Raw genomic sequence first — 20132 nt, forward strand, 5'->3', positions numbered from 1 at the left:
GGCCCGGCCCCTGCGGCGTTCCGGCTACTCCACTGGCTTCGCGTAGTGCAGGTCCACTGTGCCCGAGTAGCCGGGCAGAGTCACCGGTCCGTCCTCGGTGACTTTCCAGCCGAGGCCGTAGACGTTGACGTACACCATGTAGTTCTGGATGGTCGGGGAGTCCGCGAGCGCCTGCTGGAGCTTGTCGGGGTCCCCGACGGCCTGGATCTTGTACGGCGGGGAGTAGACGCGGCCCTGGAGGATCAGAGTGTTGCCCACGCAGCGCACCGCGCTGGTGGAGATCAGCCGCTGGTCCATGACCTTGATGCCCTGGGCGCCGCCCTTCCAGAGGGCGTTCACCACGGCCTGGAGGTCCTGCTGGTGGATGACGAGGTAGTCGGGCTGCGGCTCGGGATAGCCGGGGAGCTTGGCGGTGGCGTTCGGCGGGGCGTCGTTGAGGGTGACCGTGACCGCCTTGCCCTTGACCTTCTGGGTGCCCGCCTGATCCTCCAGCCGGGCCAGATTCTCGTCCTCGGCCGTGGTCCGGCCGTCGTCCGCCTCGGCCAGCGAGTCGACGTCCTCGCGCAGGGTCGCGTTGGACTCGTCCAGCTCGCCGTTCTTGCGGCTGCGCTCCTGGATGAGGTCGGACAGCTTCAGCAGCGAGGTGTCCGTGCGGATGTCGGTGCCCTTGGCGGTGTTGAAGCTCGTGAAGAAGAGGAGTCCGGCGAGGGCGAAGACGCCTGCCGTGAGGACCCGCACCGGCCGGAAACGGGAGCGACGGACGGGGGCGGAACCCGTTGGACCCGTCCTGGGGGAGTCGGCAGAATTGCTCAACGTACCCTTATCTCCTTCGGCGCCGTAGAAGCACTACGCTAACGGACGCCCGGGGGAGCACTCAGAGTCCCCTTGTACGCTGCCCCGAGCCTGACCCAGTACCCTGCGCGGCCACGCAGCGCATCGACAGGAGAGACCCTCGTGCCGAAGTCACGTATCCGCAAGAAGGCCGACTACACGCCGCCGCCCGCGAAGCAGGCGGCCGCGATCAAGCTGAACAGCCGTGCCTGGGTCGCGCCGGTGATGCTGGCGATGTTCCTCATCGGGCTGGCCTGGATCGTCGTGTTCTACGTGACCGACGGCTCGCTGCCCATCGACCAGCTGGGCAACTGGAACATCGTGGTCGGCTTCGGCTTCATCGCCGCCGGCTTCGGCGTGTCCACCCAGTGGAAGTAGGCCCGGCAGCCGCCCTCCGGGCACCTCTGCCCACGGCTGTTCGCTGAGTTATCCACAGCTCCGGGAGATTTCCACACCTCGCCTGGGGAAAAGAAAGACGATCTGTGGATAACCCGTCGAGGGTTGACGCCGGTACGACTGAAAGACCGGCCTCGGCAACACTGTTCGCCCCCTGTCTGACCTGCATAAATGCCGGTTCGGTGACAGGGGGCACAGTTGTTCACACACACTGTGCACAAGATCGGCCACACTGTGGAAACAGAAGGCTCAGGTGAGCTGGCTGGTCCTCACCAGCGTCATCACGACGACCGCGGCCAGTACCAGGGCACAGGTGCCGAACTGCACCAGGGCACGGCGCTCGCGGGGTGCGTGCACCATCCCGTAGCCGATGACGACACCGGCGACCAGGCCGCCGATGTGGGCCTGCCAGGCGATGTTGAACCCGGGGTTGAAGGTGAAGATCAGGTTGATCACCAGCAGGGCGATGATCGGCCGCATGTCGTAGCGCATCCGGCGCATCAGGACGGCGGTGGCGCCGAAGAGGCCGAAGATGGCGCCGGAGGCTCCGAGTGACGCCTGGTTCGGTGCAGCGATCAGATAGGTCAGGGCGCTGCCGGCCAGGCCCGAGATCAAATAGAGCGCGAGGTAGCGCACCCTGCCGAGCGCTGCTTCGAGGGGGCCGCCGAGCCACCACAGGCTCATCATGTTGAACGCGATGTGCCAGATCGCCTCGTGCGCGAACATCGAGGTGAACAGCAGATACCACTGTCCCTCGGCGACGCCGTCCACCGGCGTGAACGGAGCCGGCGGCCACTGGCCGATCAGGAGCAGATTGTCCAGGAACGACGGACGGATCTGGCCTACGAGGAAGACCGCGAGATTGATCCCGACGAGGATCTTGGTCAACAGCCGGGGATCGGCCGCGACCGCGCCGCCGGCCAGGGTGCGGGGCTGGTTCGCCGCCGGCGCGTGCCCCGTGCCCGATCCTCCCCGCACGCACTCCGGGCACTGGAAGCCGACGGAGGCGCTGACCATGCACTCGGGGCAGATGGGGCGCTCGCAGCGGGTGCAGCGCACGCCGGTCTCACGGTCCGCGTGGCGGTAGCAGACGGGCAGCGCGCTGTGGGCGTCGCCGTCCTGCCGGCTACCCGGCGCCTGATCCATGGGGTCCCCCAACGTCATCGAGTGCGAAACGCGGTGTACGGAGCGTCGTACGCAGGGCTTTGCCCCGCCCATCCTTACGGACGAGCGGGGCAAATGGTTCCCGCGACGGCCTCCGAGGAGCGCGGCGCGCGTCCCGCCGTCAGCGCTTCTCGATGACGACCGTCTCGATGACGACGTCGTTGAGCGGGCGGTCGGTGCGCGGGTTGGTCTGCGCGCCCACGATCGTGTCGACGACCTTCTGGCTGGCCGGGTCGCTGACCTCGCCGAAGATGCTGTGCTTGCGGTTCAGCCAGGCCGTCGGCGAGACGGTGATGAAGAACTGGGAGCCGTTCGTGCCCGGGCCGGCGTTGGCCATGGCCAGCAGGTACGGCTTGTCGAAGCGCAGGTCCGGGTGGAACTCGTCCTCGAACTGGTATCCGGGGCCGCCGGTGCCGTTGCCCAGCGGGTCACCCCCCTGGATCATGAACCCGCTGATCACCCGGTGGAAGACCGTGCCGTCGTACAGCCTGTCCGTGGACTTCTCGCCCGTGGCGGGGTGGGTCCACTCGCGGCCGCCGGTGGCGAGGTCGACGAAGTTCTTGACCGTCTTGGGGGCATGGTCCGGGAAGAGCCGGACCACGATGTCACCCTGGTTGGTCTTCAGGGTGGCGTACAGCTGCTCGGCCACGATCTGCCTTCCGTTGCTTCCTGTGATCCCCCCGATCCTCGCATCCTCGCACGGGCCGGGGCCTACGTCGCCCGACGTCCCTCTCGGGTCGGGAAAGGGTCGCTTCCGGTACGGAATTGCGCCCGAGTCGCCCGGGACGGGAGCGGGCGACGCCGATCCGTGGCATTGTCGACGAGAAGCTCCCGTTGTCCCGTATTCACCCCGTCTTGTTCACCCGTTCTTGTATCCGATCAAGAAAACTCGGGACGTTCGGCACCCGTCTGCCCCGTCCGGGCGTGCCGCGGCGGCTGTCGGCAGGCATGATCCGGAAAAGGGTGGAAAGTCGAATTACCGTACGCCACCGAGGAGGAGGAACCCGTGACCCGCATCGACAGCGTGCGCGCCGCGACCGGCTCGGCGAAGGGCAGCGTGCTGCACGCCGCGGAAGTGGTGGCGCCTTACGCCGACACGGCCAAGGAGAGGGCCGCGCTCTATGCGCATGAGGCCCGCGTACGGCTCGCGCCCAAGGTGTCGCAGGCCGCAGAACAGGCCCGCGTTCAGTACGACGCCCATGTCGCGCCCCGCCTCGACCAGGCGTGGGCGCACGTCCCGCCGAAGGTCGACAAGGCCGCTCATGAAGCGGCGCTCCGTACGCGCCTTGCCGCCCGGCAGGCCGCCGACTACTCCCGGCCGAAGATCGAACAGGCGGTAGCCGCGGCCGGGCCCGTGAAGGACGAAGCAGCCTCCCGAAGCGTCGCCGCGCTGGCCGCACTGCGCGGCCAGGTGACGCCGAAGGAGATCGAGAAGTTGACGCGCAAGCACCGGCGCCGCTCCCGGGCGGGCAAGCTGGCCAAGGCCCTGGCCGTGGCCGGCGTGGTGGCCGGAGGCGCCTTCGCCGTCTGGAAGTGGTGGGACAAGCAGGCCAACCCGGACTGGCTGGTCGAGCCCCCCGCCGCCACCGAGGTCCCCGCCGCAGGCGGTCTGTCCTCGATCGACGGCACCGACCCGGCCGCCTTGGACCCCGAGGTCCAGGCCAAGGAAGCCGAGGAGGAGGCTGCGCACCGCGAGGACCGCAGCTGAGCGTTTCACGTGAAACAACGGAAGGAGCCCCTCCACCGGGTCATCGGCGGAGGGGCTCCTTCGGTCACACGGCGGGGCACGTCCCGGTCGTCCGATGACGTCTCGTCAACACCTCGCGCCCGGACGGCGATCAGGTCAGCCGGCCCACCGGGAGTCGAGCGCGATGGTCTGCAGACGGTCGAGCGAGAGCGGGGGCTGCGGTCGCGTCACCGGGCCGCCCTCGATGTAGGAGTTGACCTCCTGGACGATGACCCGGCGGCCGTCGGGGTGGAGGGTGTCGACCAGCCACACCACGGCGGAGCCGCCCTTCTCGGACGCCCGCTTGGCCCGCTTCACCTTGGTGCCGTCGGCCAGGGTCAGGGCCTGGCACTCGATGTACTGGCCCTCGCAGCCCATGAGCCCGTCGAGGACGTCGCCCATGTCGGACTGGGAGTTCACTCCGATCATGCTCTTTCCGCGGCCGTCGTCCCAGACCACTGCGGCATAGCCTTCCTGGCTCTGCTGGTCGGAGATCTTCCCGCCCTTGGGCAGCAGGGACTTCAGCACCCGGAGCATCTGGCGACCGGACAGCGAAGTCCCGGAGTCGGCGAGCGGGGTGGACGGGGCGGAGACGCCGGCCTTGCCCCCTTCGGCCCGCAGTCCGGAGGCGGAGGCCTGCGCCGTCGACCCCAGACCGAGGGCCAGGACGAGGCCGGCGGCGACGGCCATGCCGCGGACGGGGCGACGGCGGGCGGAGGTGTTCCTGTTCATGTCGTGGCTTCCTTCTCTGATCCGAACGCGGGTGGTCTCTGCGTCGTGGGGCGTCGGGTGGCGCGAGGCGCCGAACGCCGCCCGGACACAGAGGTGTCCCGGTGCACAGGCGCAGGGTGGTCGTCGTCGTACTGCCGGCGAGGAGCTCGTGCCGCCTCGGCCGGTGCGACGTCCACAGATTCCAGGACGCCCGGGGACCCCGGCAACAGCTGCCGCCCCACTCGGGACGGTGGAACCATCCCACCCCTGCCGACCTGCGGAAACAGAAGACCCTGGGATGCCGTCCTGGGATGCGCAGACGCCGGCGGCACTCATGGAGCCCAACGAGAAGAGCCCTCCTTCCCTGCGTTTCCACAGGTCGGGAGGGCTCTGAATATGTGGAGCCTAGGGGAGTCGAACCCCTGACATCTGCCATGCAAAGACAGCGCTCTACCAACTGAGCTAAGGCCCCGGAACAGAAGCGTCCGACCGGAAAGACCTCTCACCGGTGGGCGCCGCTGACCAGAGTACCGGGTCACCCCCCGTATCCCGCAAAAAGATTGGGGGTCCCCACGGATGACCACTCTCCGTAAGATGCTCGGCGTGGTTCGCTACAGCGAACCGCCGTTTTTTGGGGAAGCGATGGGGAGACGCACATGGACGCCGCACAGCAGGAAGCCACCGCGAGAGCGCGGGAACTGCAGCGGAACTGGTACGGGGAGCCGCTGGGGGCGCTCTTCCGTAAGCTCATCGACGATCTTGGTCTCAACCAGGCTCGTCTCGCGGGGGTGCTCGGACTGTCCGCGCCGATGCTGTCGCAGCTGATGAGCGGCCAGCGGGCGAAGATCGGCAACCCGGCGGTGGTGCAACGGGTGCAGCTGCTGCAGGAGTTGGCCGCCCAGGTCGCGGACGGCAGCGTCAGCGCCGCCGAGGCCACCGACCGCATGGACGAGATCAAGAGGTCGCAAGGGGGGTCGGTACTCAACAACACCACGCACACGACGAGCGGTTCGGGGGCGCCCACGGTCAAGCGGGTCGTCCGCGAGATCCAGTCGCTGCTGCGCTCGGTGGCCGCCGCCGGCGACATCATCGATGCCGCCGACAGCCTCGCCACCACCCACCCGGAACTGGCAGAGTTCCTCCGGGTGTACGGGGCCGGCCGCACCTCGGACGCGGTCTCGCACTACCAGTCCCACCAGAGCTGAGCCGCGCCCCGGCGGCCGAAGGGGGTTCGGCGACCGGGCGTGACACAGCGCGGGGGACCGCGAAGCGGACGGGGGACCGCTGCACGGGGGAAGCACCAGGCGGTACGGGGGATCGCCGCACGGGGGAAGTGAAAGACAGCACGGGGGCTGTCGCACGGGGGAGTGAGAGACAGCACGGGGGACTGTCGCACGGGGTCGCGGGAAGTACCGCACGTCACGGGGGTCCCGGAAGGGTTCCGCTCATCACGGGGGTGGCGAGCGGGTAGCAAGGGGGAAACCGCAGGGGGAGGAGCGACGCACTGCCATGGGTGAGGTCTTCGCCGGACGGTACGAACTCGCGGATCCGATCGGCCGCGGAGGTGTCGGCGCGGTCTGGCGCGCCTGGGACCACCGCCGCCGCCGTTACGTGGCCGCCAAGGTCCTCCAGCAGCGCGACGCCCACGCGCTGCTGCGTTTCGTCCGCGAGCAGGCCCTGCGCATCGATCACCCGCATGTCCTCGCGCCGGCCAGCTGGGCCGCCGACGACGACAAGGTCCTGTTCACGATGGACCTGGTCGCCGGCGGTTCGCTGGTCCACCTCATCGGCGACTACGGCCCGCTGCCGCCCGCGTTCGTGTGCACCCTTCTCGACCAGCTTCTGTCCGGGCTCTCCGCCGTCCACGCCGAGGGCGTCGTCCATCGTGACATCAAGCCCGCCAACGTGCTGCTGGAAGCCACCGGCACCGCTCGCCCGCGGCTGCGGCTGTCCGACTTCGGCATCGCGATGCGGCTCGGCGAACCGCGTCTGACCGAGACCAACCTCGTGGTGGGAACGCCCGGTTACCTCGCGCCGGAACAGATGCTCGGCTCCGAACCCGACTTCCCGGCCGACCTGTTCGCCGTGGGCCTGGTCGCGCTGTATCTCCTCCAGGGCGCCAAGCCTGACGCGAAGGCCCTCGTCCAGTACTTCGCGGAGCACGGAACTCCCGCCGCTCCCAAGGGGGTTCCCGAGCCGCTGTGGCAGGTGGTGGCCATGCTGCTGCAGCCCGACCCCCGGGCTCGCTTCCGCACGGCCACGGGAGCGCGCAAGGCCCTGGCCGAGGCCGTCGAGCTGCTGCCCGAACCCGGACCGGACGACGAGCAGATCGAGATATTCGACCAACTCGGGCCGCTGCCGGACGCGTTCGGCCCTGAGGGGCCTCTGAAGCCGGCCTCGGGCATCACGGTGACACCGCGGGCGTTCGAGCGCACACCCTCCTGGCAGGACACAGGAGGGCGCAGCGACGGCACCTCGGCCAACGGCGTGGAACCAGCGCCGCAGACTCCGCAACGCGACCCCGACGCCACACCGGACGACCCACGCGGACCCGCCGGAGCGACGCCCCCGCCCACCGCGCCGGACGACGTCTCCCCCGGCGCGACTTCCGCCTCGTCGACGCCTTCTGTCCCGCCAGTTCCACCGGTTCGGTCCGCTCCGTCCGTTTCGGACGGTTCTTCCATGTCGGACACCGGCAGCTTCCACCTGCCGCCGCCGCAGCCCACGGCTGGCCCTTCCTCGACACCGTCGGCGCCACCGGCCACGGCTGCCGCTCCGGTGTCCCCGTACGACCCCACGTTCGCGCTGTCCGCTCGTACGCCCAGCCCGTCCGGCCACCACCAGCACTCCGACACCTCCACCGCCTCCTACACCACCCAGGACGCACAGGCACAGCGCGGCCCCCTGCCCACGGGCCACGCGGCCCCCGTGCCCCTGATGCCCGCAACGCCCACGCGGCCTGCCGACCGGGGCCACCGCGCTCACCGCCGAGCCCGTGCCGCGCGCCGTGCCGGACCGCCCCTCAAGGTCGCCGTCCCCGTCCTGCTGCTGGCTCTGGCCTGCTACGCCGTGGGGTTCTGGGCGCTCGCGCGGATCTGAGCGGAGGCACGGCGCCGGGCCGTGACCGTCCACACGCCGAGCCCGACCAGCAGCGCGCTGCCCGTGCCGATGCCGCCGAAGGCAACCGCCCTCATCGCGGCGCCGCCGCTCCCGTCATCCGTGACGCCTCCCGGCCCTGCGGCCTCGTCCCCCGAGCCGACGTCGAAGAAGCCGCGCGGCACGGACTGCCCCGCGTAGCCGGGCGCGGGCTGCGCTGTACCGCCCACCCGCACCCGCAGCAGCAGCCCGTAGGGGCCGTCGCCGAAGCGTTCCCCGACCGCCGCGGCCAGGTGCACCTCCAGGTAGTAGAAGCCGGCGAAGCGCAGACTCTTCTCCGGAGCGGCGGGGGCGTACCGGTTGACGTACCTGACCGGTGGGAGGGGGCTCAGGGAGGTCGACTTCTGAGTGCCGCCGTATCCGACACCGGTCTCGGCGACCTTGGAGCGCACCGGGTTGTAGAGGGTCATCTCCAGGGCGGGCGCCACGAAGCCGGTGTCCTTCTCGGCGTTGCCCAGCTCCGCCTCGGCGTACAACTGCTGCCCCCAGTCGAGGGGCACCTTGTAGTAGAGGGTCTCGCCGGGCGTGATGTCGTCCCGCCACACCCCCTGTTCCACGGCCGTCGCCCGGGTGAAGCCGGCGCCCCCGGCACGGCGGGCCGCCTCGCCGGTGACGGGTGCGGGGGTGGCGGAGTTCCAGACTTCGGGGACCGTGGTGGGGGCGGGCCTCCCCAGGGACGGTTCGGAGACGGGGGCGAGTTCCAGTTCCCAGGGCAGGTCGGACGTTCCCCGCCCGTCGGTGCGCTCGACGACCACGTAGTACGTCCCGGCGTCTTGGCACAGCCCCTTGCCGACGAGGATCTCGCGGGCGCCCCAGGCCGTGATCGGCCGGGCACTCCTGGCCGCACCGATGGTCACGGACTCCGAGGAACAGTTGACGCCGTCCGCGTCCTGGACCGCGACCCTGATCCCGTCACCGATGGCGAGCACGGCGCCGGGGCGGGGGACGGCGGTGACGGGGACGTACGCGTTCGATGCGCCGTCGAGTTCGAGGCGGTAGAAGGCCTTGCCCGGTCCCGTGTAGGAGCTCCGGTACGTCGTGCCGGGCCTCAGCGGTACGGCGTCGGCGGTGCCGGTCGCGGCGGGGACCTCACGGGCGTCGGCGCCGAAGGCGTAGGAAGAGGTGTCCGCCACGGCGACCGCCCCCGGAAGCCCGAGCGAGGACACGCCCGCCGTCACCGTGAGGGCGAGGCCCCGCAGCCAGGCACGCCGTGCCCCGAGCCGCCGCATCCCGGAAGTCCCCCTGGTCCCCCTCGATTCCGTCCGCCGCATCCCACCCCGGCCCATCGCACGCCCCCTAGCCCCGCCGACATCCGCCCTGCCCCAGGCTTCTGGCCCTTTTAACCCCTCACGGCGTCCTCCGCAACACGGGAACACAAAAACCCCGACCGCGAGACGCGGCCGGGGTCTGCTCGGTTTCCGGTGTCGGAACTCACGAACCCGTGGGCACGGAGTCAGTCGCCTCCGTCCACAGATCCTGCTCGGCGCGATCCGCCTGGATCTGGCGGTACACGAGGAGCCCGCCGATGGCGGCCAGTGCGACCAGGAGAAGCTTCTTCACCGCGCTACCTCGTCTTTCCTTGACGTTGGGGACCTCTGGCGCCCGACTATACACACCGACCGATACCGATCGGTGACCTACGTCGGCTCCTCAACTCCCGCCCTCGACAGCGCAGTAGCGAGCGCGGAGGGAAGCGGATCACACCCTCGGATCGGAGGGTGATCAGATCTCCACAGACGGTGATTCCACCGTCTTTCTTGTCTTTTCAGCTCTTTTCTCACGTCTTGCGCCCATACGAGTGGTGTTCATCGGAACATCGCCTCGTCGCGAGCGTCGGTCCACCACTTCGATCCCCCCATACACATGATGAGCAATGTACGCAAATCGCCCAACCCGAAAGTGAGGGGACATGCGCGAGAACCGAGTCATGAAGCTGTGGGCCGCCGTCGTCAGCGCCTTCCTCGCGCTGTGCACGGCGCTCGGCTTCGCCACGACGACCGCCACGCCGGCAGTAGCGCAGACCGAGCCGACCCGCAACAGCGACGAGACCGAGGGCGCCGTACGCGCGAACGTGAGCGTGCCGCAGGTGACTCCACGGCCCTGGCTCCCCGCGATGTCCCTACCGCCCACGATGAAGCAACGCATCCGGGCGGAGGCGCACGGCAAGTCCCCCAACTGCCGCCACATCCCCCTCCCCGAGGACGAGCAGCCCGCCGAGCACACCGAGGCCGCCTGCGACCCCGAGGAGCCCCCGCCGTCCCTCAGCAAACTGGTCCCGCTGCAGCGCTGATCCTCCTGCTCCACCCCCTGATCCTCCTGCTCCACCCTGATCCTTCTCTCTGCTCCGTCCCCTCACGACCGACCACCCCCTGACGGCGAACGCGCGTACACCGCAGACACCGGGCCCGGCAGCTCCCCAGGAGCCACCGGGCCGCCGTCACGCCCACAGCCGGGTACACCGGAAGCAGGTCCCTCACTCGCGGTGAAATGACGTCGGCCGGGAACCATCCCAGCCGTATTGACGTGCAGGTATGGGGAGTTGCCGGGGCACATCCCCGCACCCGGACCCGACCGCACAGGCCGACGGATGAAGACGAGTACGGATCACATGGACGCGATCCACGATGACGTGGCGGAGTTCACGCTGCTGCTGACGCGGCTCAAGGAGCGCACAGACCGCAGCTACGCGGCGCTGGCCCGCCGGCTGGACATGAACGCCTCCACGCTGCACCGCTACTGCTCCGGCGAGGCGGTCCCCCTGGACTTCACCGGGATCGAGCGGTTCGCAGCACTCTGCGGGGCCTCAGCCCGGGAACGCGTGGAGTTGCACCGCCGTTGGATCCTGGCGGTCGCGGCACGGCAACGGTCCCGCCCCTCCACCGCTCGACCGGCGCCGAAGCCCCACGACACGGCTCCGCCCTCCTCCGAGGACAGCGACAGCACAGCGGACGAGGCGCCGGCAGACCCGATTCCGGAGCCTGCGCCGGCCCCACCGGCCATCTCCGGGCCGGATCCGGCCTCACCGACCCCGCCGCTCACGCCACCGACGTCATCGGCCGCCAGGTGGCCCCCCGCCCGGCGCGAGCGACGACGTTCCGTGCGATCGACGGCCCTGACGGCCGTACTCGCCGTCGCGCTCGCCGGCCTCACCGCATCCGCTGCCGAACGCCCTGCCGGCCACGGCAGACCGTCCGCGTCCGCCTCCATCACGCCCGCAACCCCAGCACCGGCCGGAGCGGGCGGCGGCCCGCGATCCGCCGCCGCCGGACCCGCTTCCGCCACGGGCGCGCCGTCGCCGCCCGCCCCCACCACATCGGCACCCGCCACCCCCGCCCCGTCGACACCGGCCACCACCGGCCGGATCAGCCCGCGTGAGACCCGGCCGGGCGCCGACGAGGCCCCTCCTCAGGTCCCGCTCACCTGGACGGCAGACGCCCAGCTCTGGCAGAGCGAATGCGACCACCAATACGTCATCGCCAAGCCCCCGCGGCAGGTCCCGCCGCCGCCGGCTCCGACGGACGCCGCGGTGTGGGCCGCGTCCCAGGAAGCGGTGCACGGACGCACCACCGATCTGCGGATCTCGGTGCAGGGACGCGGGTCCGCCGCCGTCGTTCTGGAGGCACTGCGTGTGCGCATGGCCCACCGCACCACCCCCGCGGACCGCCGGGGCATCGCCTACTCCACGTACGAGGGCTGCGGCGCCATCCTCACCCCCCGCTACTTCCACGTCGACCTCGACGCGCAACGCCCCCTGGCCCGTCCGATGCCCGGCAACGATCCGGACAGGCCCTCCCCCGCGATCGACTTCCCCTACCGGGTGTCCCTGAGGCAGCCGGAGGTCCTTCTGCTCTCCGCGGGCACCGTCTCCTGCACCTGCGACTGGTACCTCGAACTCGACTGGTCCTCACAGGGCCGCACCGGCACGGTCCGCATCGACGACCACGGCCGCCCGTTCCGCACCACCAGCGTCGAGGGACTGCCCCTCTACTGGTACCGCAACCCCCACGGCTGGATCCCCATGACCACCACCGACGACAAGTCGGAAACGACAGACTGAGGAACGCAGAGACCCCCGGACCGACGGTCCGGGGGTCTTCTGGCTGGTGGGGCTAACAGGATTTGAACCTGTGGCCTCATCCTTATCAGGGATGCGCTCTAACCAACTGAGCTATAGCCCCGCCGCGCTCTGCGGGGTGTGTCCCGCGCGCTGACTCCTGAAGATTAGCGCACGACGTGGGCAGTCCCAAAATCGGTTCCCGTGGGACCGTGCGCGGAGGTTTGGAGCGGCCTCCGCGCGTGTCGTCACTCGTCCTCGGCCAGCGTCAGCTCGATGCCGCCGACGAAGCCGGCGGAGATGTTGTAGATGAAGGCGCCGAGCGTCGCGAGGGCCGTCGCGAGGACGACGTCGATGACCGCGATGATCGACGTGAACATCAGGACGTGGGGGAGGGACAGGAACGACTGGAGGTCGAAGCCGTTCGACTCGGTCGACCCGGTGGCCTCGGAGATGGTGCCGCCGACCGTCGAGAAGACGCCCATCGCGTCCATGACCATCCACAGGACGGCGGCCGCGACGATCGTGCAGATGCCCAGCGCGATGGAGAGCAGGAAGCTGACCTTCATCACCGACCACGGGTCGGCCTTCGAGACCCGCAGACGCGCCTTGCGCACACGGGGCATGGTGCGGGCGCCCGTCCTCGGGCGGCGCGCCGCGTCGGCCTGGCTCTGCGAGGCGTAGGCCTGCGGCGGGTGGTAGGGCGCGGCGGCCTGCTGGGACTGCCGCTCGCCGGGCAGCGGGGAGGCCGTCTGACGGCTCTCCGCCCCGCCCTGCGGCCGCGCCTTGCCGCCCGGAGCGGACGGGCCCGCCCCAGCCGCGTGCTGCTGGGTCTGCGGGCCTCGGGTGTCCGTCACAGTTCCCCCCTGGGATCCATGCGTGTCAGGCGAGCGCGAGTCGTCCGTCGGCGGCTTGTCCGACGGCTTGATCGCCTTGAGGTTGGTCGTGTGCGGGTCGGTCACCCGCGCGTCGTTCGAGCGCGCACCGGCCGTACGGGCGTCGCCCGCACGGCCGTCGGTCCCCCGCGCGTCGGTCGAACGCGCGTCCTTCGCCCCCGCGGCGGAGCCACTGCCGCCGTCGTCCGAATCCTTGCCGGCGCCGCCGGTGGAAGGGCCGTCAGACGTACCGGCCGATGTACCGACCGAACCGGCGCCCGTGGCTCCGCTCACGATGACTCACTCCTCGTGCTACTCGGCCGAGGGCGCCTCACCCTCGTCCGTGCCGGTGGTCGCGGCGTCGTCGACGGTCTCGTCCACGGCAATGTCGCCGTCGACCTCCTCCGCCTCGCGCCCCGCCTCGGCGTTACGTGCGATGCCCACGACGGCATCGCGCTTGCCCAGGTTGATCAGTTGGACGCCCATGGTGTCACGGCCCGTCTCCCTGATCTCGTTGACTCGCGTACGAATCACACCGCCCGACAGCGTGATGGCGAGGATCTCGTCCGTCTCCTCGACCACCAGAGCGCCGACCAGCGAACCGCGGTCCTCGACGATCTTGGCGGCCTTGATGCCGAGGCCGCCGCGACCCTGGACGCGGTACTCGTCGACGGCGGTGCGCTTCGCGTACCCGCCGTCTGTGGCAGTGAACACGAACGTACCGGGTCGAACAACATTCATCGAGAGCAGCTCGTCCCCCTCACGGAAACTCATGCCCTTGACGCCCGAGGTGGCGCGGCCCATGGGACGCAGAGCGTCGTCCGTCGCGGTGAACCTGATCGACTGGGCCTTCTTGCTGATCAGAAGCAGATCGTCGTCGCCCGAGACCAGTTCGGCACCGATCAGTTCGTCGTCGGAACCGTCCTCCTGCTCGCGCAGATTGATCGCGATCACACCGCCGGAGCGGGGCGAATCGTAATCCTTCAGAGGTGTCTTCTTGACCAGGCCCGCCTTCGTGGCGAGCACCAGGTACGGCGCCGCCTCGTAGTCGCGGATCGCGAGGATCTCGGCGATCGCCTCGTCCGGCTGGAAGGCCAGCAGGTTCGCCACGTGCTGCCCGCGCGCGTCCCGGCCGGCGTCCGGCAGCTCGTAGGCCTTGGCGCGGTACACCCGCCCCTTGTTGGTGAAGAACAGCAGCCAGTGGTGCGTGGTCGAGACGAAGAAGTGGTCGACGATGTCGTCTTCCTTGAGCTTCGTGCCCCGCACGCCCTTGCCGCCGCGCTTCTGCGAGCGGTAGTCGTCCGTCTTGGTGCGCTTGACGTAGCCGCCCCGCGAGATGGTGACGACGATGTCCTCTTCGGCGATCAGGTCCTCGATGGACATGTCACCCTCGAACGGCACCAGCTTGGTCTTGCGGTCGTCGCCGTACTTCTCGACGAGCGCGGCCAGTTCCTCGCTGACGATGCCACGCTGGCGGACCGGCGAGCCCAGGATCTCGTTGTACTCGTTGATCTTCGCCTGGAGCTCGTCGTGCTCCTGGACGATCTTCTGGCGCTCCAGGGCGGCCAGTCGGCGCAGCTGCATCTCCAGGATGGCGTTGGCCTGGATCTCGTCGATCTCCAGGAGGCCCATCAGGCCCGTGCGCGCCACGTCGACGGTCTCACTGCGCCGGATCAGCGCGATGACCTCGTCGATGGCGTCCAGGGCCTTCAGCAGGCCGCGCAGGATGTGCGCGCGCTCCTCCGCCTTGCGCAGCCGGAAGCGCGTACGGCGGACGATGACCTCGATCTGGTGCGCCACCCAGTGACGGATGAACGCGTCCAGGGAGAGCGTGCGCGGCACGCCGTCGACCAGCGCCAGCATGTTCGCGCCGAAGTTGGTCTGCAGGTCGGTGTGCTTGTAGAGGTTGTTCAGCACGACCTTGGCGACCGCGTCCCGCTTCAGGACGATGACCAGCCGCTGGCCGGTGCGCGAGGACGTCTCGTCGCGGACGTCCGCGATGCCGCCGATCTTGCCGTCCTTGACGAGGTCGGCGATCTTCTGCGCCAGGTTGTCGGGGTTGACCTGGTAGGGCAGCTCCGTGACCACCAGGCACTGGCGGTTCTGGATCTCCTCGACCTCGACCACCGCGCGCATGGTGATCGAGCCGCGGCCCGTGCGGTAGGCCTCCTCGATGCCCTTGCGGCCCACCACCAGCGCGCCGGTCGGGAAGTCCGGGCCCTTGATGCGCTCGATCAGCGCCTCCAGGAGCTCCTCGTGCGAAGCCTCCGGGTTCTCCAGGTACCACTGGGCGCCGGCCGCGACCTCGCGCAGGTTGTGCGAGGGGATGTTGGTCGCCATGCCGACCGCGATGCCCGCCGAGCCGTTGATCAGCAGGTTCGGGAACCGGGCGGGCAGGACGGTCGGCTCCTGGGAGCGGCCGTCGTAGTTGTCCGTGAAGTCGACGGTCTCCTCGTCGATGTCACGGACCATCTCCATCGACAGCGGCGCCATCTTGCACTCGGTGTACCGCATGGCCGCCGCCGGGTCGTTGCCCGGGGAGCCGAAGTTGCCGTTGGAGTCGACGAGCGGCATGCGCATCGACCACGGCTGCGCGAGGCGGACCAGCGCGTCGTAGATCGAGGAGTCACCGTGCGGGTGGTAGTTGCCCATGACGTCGCCGACCACGCGGGCGCACTTGTAGAAGCCGCGCTCGGGGCGGTAACCGCCGTCGTACATCGCGTAGAGCACGCGCCGGTGGACGGGCTTGAGCCCGTCCCGGACGTCCGGCAGCGCACGCGAGACGATGACGGACATCGCGTAGTCGAGGTAGGAACGCTGCATCTCCGTCTCGAGCCCGACGGGCTCGACACGCATCGCTACTTCGCCGCCCTGTTCAGGGGTGACGGGAGTGTTCTCGTCGGCCATTGCTGGTGAAGATCCTTCCCTGTGCGGTCAGCTGAGACCGACTCAGATGTCGAGGAAGCGGACGTCCTTGGCATTGCGCTGGATGAACGCGCGGCGGGCCTCTACGTCCTCGCCCATCAGGACCGAGAACAGGTCGTCGGCCTGGGCGGCGTCGTCGAGGGTGACCTGGCCGAGGACCCGGTGCTCCTGGTCCATGGTCGTCACCCGCAGCTCTTCGGCGTTCATCTCGCCCAGACCCTTGAAGCGCTGGATGGAGTCCTCGCGGACGCGCTTGCCCCGCTGCCGCCCCATCTCGATCAGCGCGTCGCGCTCACGGTCGGAGTAGGCGTACTCGACGTCGTCCCGACCCCACTTGATCTTGTACAGGGGGGGACGCGAGAGGTACACGTGCCCGGCCTCGACCAGCGGCCGCATGAAGCGGAACAGGAAGGTCAGCAGCAGGGTGCTGATGTGCTGGCCGTCGACGTCGGCGTCCGCCATGAGGATGATCTTGTGATAGCGGAGCTTCTCGATGTCGAAGTCCTCGTGCACACCGGTGCCGAAGGCGGAGATCAGCGCCTGGATCTCCTGGTTCTGCAGAATCTTGTCGATCCTGGCCTTCTCGACGTTGAGGATCTTGCCGCGGATCGGAAGGATCGCCTGGTACTGCGGATTGCGGCCGGACTTGGCCGAGCCGCCGGCCGAGTCGCCCTCCACGATGAAGATCTCGCACTTGGCGGGGTCGTTCGACTGGCAGTCGGAGAGCTTGCCCGGCAGGGACGCCGACTCCAGCAGCCCCTTACGACGGGTCAGGTCGCGGGCCTTGCGGGCCGCCACGCGCGCGGTGGCCGCCTGGATGCCCTTGCGGATGATATCCGCCGCCTCGACCGGGTTGCGGTCCAGCCAGTCCGTGAGGTGCTCGTAGACGGCCCGCTGGACGAAGGTCTTGGCCTCCGTGTTGCCCAGCTTGGTCTTCGTCTGGCCCTCGAACTGAGGCTCGCTCAGCTTGACCGAGATGATGGCCGTCAGACCCTCGCGGATGTCGTCGCCCGTGAGGTTGTCGTCCTTTTCCCGCAGCAGCTTCTTGTCACGCGCGTACTTGTTGATCAGGTTGGTCAGCGCCGAGCGGAAGCCCTCTTCGTGCGTACCGCCCTCGTGCGTGTGGATGATGTTCGCGAAGGAGTAGACGCCCTCGGTGTAGCTGCTGTTCCACTGCATCGCGACTTCGAGGGACAGGTGCTTGTCCTTGTCCTCCGCCTCGAGGTCGATGACCGAGGGGTGCACCACGTCTCCCTTGCGGGAGTTGAGGTACTTCACGAAGTCGACGATGCCGCCCTCGTAGTGGTAGTCGACCGACTTGACCTCGGCCCTCTCGTCCGCGCCCGCCTCGTCCGCGCCGGACGTCGCCTTCGCCGACTCGCGCTCGTCGGTGAGCCTGATCCTCAGGCCCTTGTTGAGGAACGCCATCTCCTGGAAGCGCCGCGAGAGCGTCTCGAAGGAGTAGTCGGTGGTCTCGAAGATGTCCGGGTCGGCCCAGAACGTGACCGAGGTGCCGTGCTCCTCGGTGGCCTCGTGCTTGGCCAGCGGGGCCGTCGGGACGCCGAGCTTGTAGTCCTGCGTCCAGCGGTGACCGTCGGTCTTGACCTCCACGGCCACCTTGGTCGACAGGGCGTTCACCACGGAGACGCCCACGCCGTGCAGACCGCCGGAGACCGCGTAGCCGCCGCCGCCGAACTTGCCGCCCGCGTGCAGCACGGTGAGCACGACCTCGACGGCCGGCTTGCCCTCGGAGGGGACGATGCCGACCGGGATGCCACGGCCGTTGTCGACGACCCGCACCCCGCCGTCGGGGAGGATCGTCACGTCGATGGTGTCCGCGTGACCCGCCAGCGCCTCGTCGACGGAGTTGTCGACGACCTCCTGCACCAGGTGGTGCAGGCCGCGCTCACCGGTCGAGCCGATGTACATACCGGGTCGCTTGCGGACCGCGTCCAGACCCTCGAGGACGGTGATGGCGCTGGCGTCGTAGGAGGCGGTGACCTCACCGCCTGAGGCGGTGACCTCGCTGCTCACGCCGGCGTCGGTGGACGGGATGTTCTCGTTGGGGTTGCCGGAATCGGCCACGAAGCGCCCTTTCTGGCACAGCACGAGCCGAACTCCTCGGGGTCCCCTCCCCTTGAGGGGGCGGTTCGCCGGAGCGGCTGCGGCATGTTGCGTCGGTAAGCCTTGATCAGCGTTGCTCAGCTTCTCCCGGGCGGTCCCCACGATTGGGGCGGGATTGGCTTCCAGTCTACCGGTAGCGCTGACAGTGATGGGGGTTTGCCGGTACCTGTGTACCCATGTGCCGCCCTCAACCGGTCTCGGCCGGGTCCCCATATGCGGAGCGGGGCTCCAAGAGGCTCACAGCGGCACTCAGCGCTTCCAGGTGTCAACCCTTGGCTATCGGGAAGTCAGGTCCGTATTCGCCACTGTGTACGGGCGATTCGAGCCCATTGCCCCCTGTGAACGGGGAGGGAGGGCCGTGAAGGAGCTCCGTCCGCGCACGCGCCCCTCGACGGCCCCCGCACTCGGCTCAGCCCGCTCCCACCGCCACCACGTGATGCAGATCACCCGTAGGTGTCGCCCGGACCCGTGCTGCCCGGGGCCCGCAGCGGGCCGTAACGGCGTGCCGGACCGCCGGGCCCCTGCACCTTGATCAGCTTGACCCTGCCGTGCCCCAGGTCCTCGTTGAGACGGGCCACCAGCGTCGGCGCGAGCAACCGCAGGTTGGTCGCCCAGGCCGTGGAGTCGCAGCGCACGAACAGCACGCGCTCGTCCTCGTCGTACCGCTCGGGCACACAGTGCTTGGCGACGTCCTCGCCGACGATCTGCGACCAGCGGCCCATCACCCCGCCCACCGCGGCCGGCGCCTCCCAGCCCCGCTCGGTGAGCAGCCGGTTGATCGCGGCGCCGAGCGCCATGGGATCCCGGCCGTCCGCACGCGCACCCGACCGCAGCCCGCCCCCGCGCCGGGCCTGCTTCTTCTGCTGCGCCACTTCCCCACGCGCGCGTGCCTGCTCCCGCGCCGCCCGCAACGCCACGCGCGCGAGGTCGACGCCGGACGGCTCGGCCGTCTTCTTCGTCGCGGGCTCGTCCGCGGTCATACGCGCTCCACCGTCCCCTCGGACACGGAGTACCGCGCTCCCGCGAGCACATGCGGCACGTCGTCGTCGACCGCGGCCGTCACCAGCACCTGCTCGCCCGGAGCGACCAGTTCCGCCAGCCGCTCCCGACGACGGGCGTCCAGCTCGGCGAAGACGTCGTCGAGGACCAGCACCGGCTCGTTGCCCTCGGCGCGCAGCAGATCGTAGGAGGCCAGGCGCAGGGCGAGCGCGTAGGACCAGGACTCGCCGTGGGAGGCGTACCCCTTGGCGGGCAGCTGACCGAGCTTGAGCACCAGGTCGTCCCGGTGGGGTCCCACCAGGGTGACGCCGCGCTCCACCTCCTGCTTGCGGGCGTCGGCGAGCGCGGCCATCAGCTGGTCGTAGAGGTGTTCGCGGGTGTGCGCCCCGCCGGGGGCCGACGGCTTGTACTCCAGGGCGACCGGCCCGCCGCCGGGGGCCAGTTGTTCGTACGCCTTGTCGGCGAGCGGCTGGATCGCCGCGACCAGGTCGAGCCGCTGGGCGAGCAGTTCTGCGCCCACGCGCGCGAGATGCTGGTCCCAGACGTCGAGCGTGGACAGATCCATCGAGCGCCCGCCGTGCCGACGGGCCAGCGCGGCCGACTTCAGCAGGGTGTTGCGCTGCTTGAGCACGCGTTCGTAGTCGGAACGCACGCCCGCCATGCGCGGGGAGCGGGCGGTGACCAGCTCGTCCAGGAACCGCCGCCGCTCCCCGGGGTCGCCCTTGACCAGGGCGAGGTCCTCCGGCGCGAACAGCACCGTCCGGACGATCCCCAGCACGTCTCGGGGCTTCACCTGCGAGGACCGGTTGATGCGGGCGCGGTTGGCCCTGCCCGGGTTCAGCTCCAGCTCGACCAGCTGCTGCCGCTCGCCCTGGCGGACCTGCGCCCGGATGACCGCGCGGTCGGCGCCCATGCGGACCAGGGGCGCGTCCGTGGAGACGCGGTGGCTGCCGAGGGTGGCGAGGTAGCCCACCGCCTCGACCAGGTTCGTCTTGCCCTGCCCGTTGGGGCCGACGAAGGCCGTGACCCCCGGGTCGAGCGGGACCTCGGCCCGGGGATAGGAGCGGAAGTCGGCCAGCGACAGGTGCGTGACGTGCATGTCGTTCGCCGACCTCCCGCGGCGTTGTGGACCGCTCACACGGCCCTGTGGAGCGTTCCGTCCGTCGTACTG

The 20132-nt window shown here is 69.8% G+C and carries 17 protein-coding genes and 2 tRNA genes; 6 read left to right on the forward strand and 13 right to left on the reverse strand.

Annotated elements, in window-relative coordinates; all coding sequences use genetic code 11:
- Positions 1–24 precede the first annotated feature (24 nt).
- Positions 25–813, reverse strand: coding sequence for a DUF881 domain-containing protein (locus EV567_RS12235; protein ID WP_130439103.1), 789 nt, complete (start codon positions 811–813; stop codon positions 25–27).
- Between the two features lie 141 nt (positions 814–954).
- On the opposite strand from EV567_RS12235, the gene crgA reads away from it, so the two are divergent.
- Positions 955–1209: a cell division protein CrgA gene (gene crgA, locus EV567_RS12240; RefSeq protein WP_130439105.1), complete on the forward strand. Its 255-nt coding sequence runs from the start codon at positions 955–957 to the stop codon at positions 1207–1209.
- Between the two features lie 267 nt (positions 1210–1476).
- Here the strand turns inward: crgA and EV567_RS12245 are convergent, their stop codons facing one another.
- Positions 1477–2373: a rhomboid family intramembrane serine protease gene (locus EV567_RS12245; protein ID WP_130439107.1), complete on the reverse strand. Its 897-nt coding sequence runs from the start codon at positions 2371–2373 to the stop codon at positions 1477–1479.
- Positions 2374–2512: 139 nt separating this feature from the next.
- Positions 2513–3040: a peptidylprolyl isomerase gene (locus tag EV567_RS12250; RefSeq protein WP_130439109.1), complete on the reverse strand. Its 528-nt coding sequence runs from the start codon at positions 3038–3040 to the stop codon at positions 2513–2515.
- Positions 3041–3397: 357 nt separating this feature from the next.
- Between EV567_RS12250 and EV567_RS12255 the strand changes: the two genes are divergently transcribed.
- A complete protein-coding gene (locus EV567_RS12255) occupies positions 3398–4099 on the forward strand; it encodes a DUF5324 family protein (RefSeq protein ID WP_130439111.1) in 702 nt (233 codons plus the stop codon).
- A 135-nt stretch (positions 4100–4234) separates the two neighbouring features.
- Here the strand turns inward: EV567_RS12255 and EV567_RS12260 are convergent, their stop codons facing one another.
- On the reverse strand, positions 4235–4849 hold the full coding sequence (locus EV567_RS12260; RefSeq protein WP_130439113.1) for a hypothetical protein: 615 nt from the start codon (positions 4847–4849) through the stop codon (positions 4235–4237).
- A gap of 378 nt (positions 4850–5227) precedes the next feature.
- Positions 5228–5300, reverse strand: a tRNA-Ala gene (locus EV567_RS12265).
- Positions 5301–5484: 184 nt separating this feature from the next.
- Between EV567_RS12265 and EV567_RS12270 the strand changes: the two genes are divergently transcribed.
- Positions 5485–6033 (forward strand): DNA-binding protein, encoded by a 549-nt coding sequence (locus EV567_RS12270; RefSeq protein ID WP_130439115.1) that lies wholly within the window; start codon positions 5485–5487, stop codon positions 6031–6033.
- Positions 6034–6337: 304 nt separating this feature from the next.
- On the forward strand, positions 6338–7927 hold the full coding sequence (locus EV567_RS12275) for a serine/threonine-protein kinase (protein WP_130439117.1): 1590 nt from the start codon (positions 6338–6340) through the stop codon (positions 7925–7927).
- Here the strand turns inward: EV567_RS12275 and EV567_RS12280 are convergent.
- Both EV567_RS12280 and EV567_RS12285 read right to left on the reverse strand, forming a co-directional pair.
- A complete protein-coding gene (locus EV567_RS12280; RefSeq protein ID WP_242620774.1) occupies positions 7891–9213 on the reverse strand; it encodes a hypothetical protein in 1323 nt (440 codons plus the stop codon). The genes EV567_RS12275 and EV567_RS12280 overlap by 37 nt on opposite strands.
- 202 nt (positions 9214–9415) lie before the next feature.
- On the reverse strand, positions 9416–9544 hold the full coding sequence (locus EV567_RS12285; protein WP_003999697.1) for a DLW-39 family protein: 129 nt from the start codon (positions 9542–9544) through the stop codon (positions 9416–9418).
- 349 nt (positions 9545–9893) lie between these two features.
- Here EV567_RS12285 and EV567_RS12290 point away from each other — a divergent pair, with 349 nt between their 5' ends.
- Complete coding sequence (locus EV567_RS12290) at positions 9894–10274, forward strand: DUF6344 domain-containing protein (RefSeq protein ID WP_130439121.1); 381 nt, start codon at positions 9894–9896, stop codon at positions 10272–10274.
- Between the two features lie 297 nt (positions 10275–10571).
- Positions 10572–12041, forward strand: coding sequence for a helix-turn-helix transcriptional regulator (locus EV567_RS12295; RefSeq protein ID WP_242620775.1), 1470 nt, complete (start codon positions 10572–10574; stop codon positions 12039–12041).
- A gap of 44 nt (positions 12042–12085) precedes the next feature.
- On the opposite strand, the gene EV567_RS12300 is transcribed toward EV567_RS12295, so the two are convergent.
- From EV567_RS12300 to recF, 6 genes are all read right to left on the reverse strand, one after another.
- A tRNA-Ile gene (locus tag EV567_RS12300) sits at positions 12086–12162 on the reverse strand.
- Between the two features lie 124 nt (positions 12163–12286).
- Complete coding sequence (locus tag EV567_RS12305; protein ID WP_130439123.1) at positions 12287–13207, reverse strand: DUF3566 domain-containing protein; 921 nt, start codon at positions 13205–13207, stop codon at positions 12287–12289.
- Between the two features lie 18 nt (positions 13208–13225).
- Positions 13226–15820, reverse strand: a complete 2595-nt coding sequence (gene gyrA / locus EV567_RS12310; RefSeq protein WP_130439125.1) for a DNA gyrase subunit A — start codon at positions 15818–15820, stop codon at positions 13226–13228.
- Positions 15821–15862: 42 nt separating this feature from the next.
- On the reverse strand, positions 15863–17923 hold the full coding sequence (gyrB, locus tag EV567_RS12315; RefSeq protein WP_207228759.1) for a DNA topoisomerase (ATP-hydrolyzing) subunit B: 2061 nt from the start codon (positions 17921–17923) through the stop codon (positions 15863–15865).
- A gap of 482 nt (positions 17924–18405) precedes the next feature.
- Positions 18406–18942 carry a DUF721 domain-containing protein gene (locus EV567_RS12320; protein WP_130439129.1) on the reverse strand — a complete coding sequence of 179 codons (537 nt, stop codon included), beginning with the start codon at positions 18940–18942 and terminating at the stop codon, positions 18406–18408.
- Positions 18939–20060 (reverse strand): DNA replication/repair protein RecF, encoded by a 1122-nt coding sequence (recF, locus tag EV567_RS12325; RefSeq protein ID WP_130439131.1) that lies wholly within the window; start codon positions 20058–20060, stop codon positions 18939–18941. The genes EV567_RS12320 and recF overlap by 4 nt, the downstream gene beginning before the upstream one ends.
- Positions 20061–20132: the final 72 nt, after the last annotated feature.

Origin of the sequence: Streptomyces sp. BK239, assembly GCF_004217285.1 — a bacterium.
Classification (GTDB): Bacteria; Actinomycetota; Actinomycetes; order Streptomycetales; family Streptomycetaceae; genus Streptomyces.

Bases quoted from the DNA above. Each gene is read 5' to 3' on its own strand.
- EV567_RS12245 (WP_130439107.1), bottom strand. From the start codon at position 2,373: ATGGATCAGGCGCCGGGTAGCCGGCAGGACGGCGACGCCCACAGCGCG.
- EV567_RS12260 (WP_130439113.1), bottom strand. From the start codon at position 4,849: ATGAACAGGAACACCTCCGCCCGCCGTCGCCCCGTCCGCGGCATGGCC.
- EV567_RS12270 (WP_130439115.1), top strand. From the start codon at position 5,485: ATGGACGCCGCACAGCAGGAAGCCACCGCGAGAGCGCGGGAACTGCAG.
- EV567_RS12275 (WP_130439117.1), top strand. From the start codon at position 6,338: ATGGGTGAGGTCTTCGCCGGACGGTACGAACTCGCGGATCCGATCGGC.
- EV567_RS12280 (WP_242620774.1), bottom strand. From the start codon at position 9,213: ATGCGGCGGCTCGGGGCACGGCGTGCCTGGCTGCGGGGCCTCGCCCTC.
- EV567_RS12290 (WP_130439121.1), top strand. From the start codon at position 9,894: ATGCGCGAGAACCGAGTCATGAAGCTGTGGGCCGCCGTCGTCAGCGCC.
- EV567_RS12295 (WP_242620775.1), top strand. From the start codon at position 10,572: ATGAAGACGAGTACGGATCACATGGACGCGATCCACGATGACGTGGCG.
- gyrA (WP_130439125.1), bottom strand. From the start codon at position 15,820: ATGGCCGACGAGAACACTCCCGTCACCCCTGAACAGGGCGGCGAAGTA.
- EV567_RS12320 (WP_130439129.1), bottom strand. From the start codon at position 18,942: ATGACCGCGGACGAGCCCGCGACGAAGAAGACGGCCGAGCCGTCCGGC.
- recF (WP_130439131.1), bottom strand. From the start codon at position 20,060: ATGCACGTCACGCACCTGTCGCTGGCCGACTTCCGCTCCTATCCCCGG.